Origin of the sequence: Pseudoalteromonas sp. TB64 (assembly GCF_000498095.1) — a bacterium.
Taxonomy (GTDB): Bacteria; Pseudomonadota; Gammaproteobacteria; order Enterobacterales; family Alteromonadaceae; genus Pseudoalteromonas.
The window spans coordinates 1-1,052 of record NZ_AUTQ01000134.1 but is presented as its reverse complement, the minus strand read 5'-3'; the positions used below and the strand labels follow the sequence as shown (position 1 = coordinate 1,052).

Annotated in this window: 9 tRNA genes; all 9 read left to right on the top strand. The window is 47.3% G+C overall.

The features are described from left to right. Nucleotides 1-13 precede the first annotated feature (13 nt). The 9 genes from L647_RS0110495 (at nucleotide 14) to L647_RS0110455 (ending at nucleotide 1,052) form a co-directional block, all read left to right on the top strand. A tRNA-Leu gene (locus L647_RS0110495) sits at nucleotides 14-100 on the top strand. A 49-nt stretch (nucleotides 101-149) separates the two neighbouring features. Then, nucleotides 150-225, top strand: a tRNA-Gly gene (locus tag L647_RS0110490). A 19-nt stretch (nucleotides 226-244) separates the two neighbouring features. Next, nucleotides 245-318, top strand: a tRNA-Cys gene (locus L647_RS0110485). Between the two features lie 38 nt (nucleotides 319-356). Beyond that, nucleotides 357-443, top strand: a tRNA-Leu gene (locus tag L647_RS0110480). A gap of 64 nt (nucleotides 444-507) precedes the next feature. Continuing rightward, nucleotides 508-583 (top strand) — tRNA-Gly (locus tag L647_RS0110475). Between the two features lie 39 nt (nucleotides 584-622). Beyond that, nucleotides 623-709: transfer RNA gene (locus L647_RS0110470), tRNA-Leu, on the top strand. A gap of 49 nt (nucleotides 710-758) precedes the next feature. Next, nucleotides 759-834: transfer RNA gene (locus L647_RS0110465), tRNA-Gly, on the top strand. Nucleotides 835-853: 19 nt separating this feature from the next. Next, nucleotides 854-927, top strand: a tRNA-Cys gene (locus tag L647_RS0110460). A gap of 38 nt (nucleotides 928-965) precedes the next feature. Further along, nucleotides 966-1,052: transfer RNA gene (locus L647_RS0110455), tRNA-Leu, on the top strand.

Sequence of the window (1,052 nt, the reverse complement as noted above, 5' to 3'; positions counted from 1 at the left end):
TAGCAAACTCGATGCCCGAGTGGTGGAATTGGTAGACACAAGGGATTTAAAATCCCTCGACTAACAAGTCGTGCCGGTTCAAGTCCGGCCTCGGGCACCACTTTAAATTATTTTACCAAGATAGTTTAAAGTCGATAAAACAATATTTTGCGGTACTAGCTCAGTTGGTAGAGCGCGACCTTGCCAAGGTCGAGGTCACGAGTTCGAGCCTCGTGTACCGCTCCAAATTATTTGGATACATTTAGGCGGAATGGCAGAGTGGCCATGCACCGGATTGCAAATCCGTTTACCTCGGTTCGACTCCGGGTTCCGCCTCCATATAATTTACTCCACACGCTTTAATTAGCAAACTCGATGCCCGAGTGGTGGAATTGGTAGACACAAGGGATTTAAAATCCCTCGACTAACAAGTCGTGCCGGTTCAAGTCCGGCCTCGGGCACCACTTTGTGGTTTAATTGCATTGCCAAGTGTAATTTATAAAATAGTTAATTTAGAATTAATATGATGCGGTACTAGCTCAGTTGGTAGAGCGCGACCTTGCCAAGGTCGAGGTCACGAGTTCGAGCCTCGTGTACCGCTCCATATTAGTTTTATCCACTTGCTTTTAATAGCAAACTCGATGCCCGAGTGGTGGAATTGGTAGACACAAGGGATTTAAAATCCCTCGACTAACAAGTCGTGCCGGTTCAAGTCCGGCCTCGGGCACCACTTTAAATTATTTTACCAAGATAGTTTAAAGTCGATAAAACAATATTTTGCGGTACTAGCTCAGTTGGTAGAGCGCGACCTTGCCAAGGTCGAGGTCACGAGTTCGAGCCTCGTGTACCGCTCCAAATTATTTGGATACATTTAGGCGGAATGGCAGAGTGGCCATGCACCGGATTGCAAATCCGTTTACCTCGGTTCGACTCCGGGTTCCGCCTCCATATAATTTACTCCACACGCTTTAATTAGCAAACTCGATGCCCGAGTGGTGGAATTGGTAGACACAAGGGATTTAAAATCCCTCGACTAACAAGTCGTGCCGGTTCAAGTCCGGCCTCGGGCACCA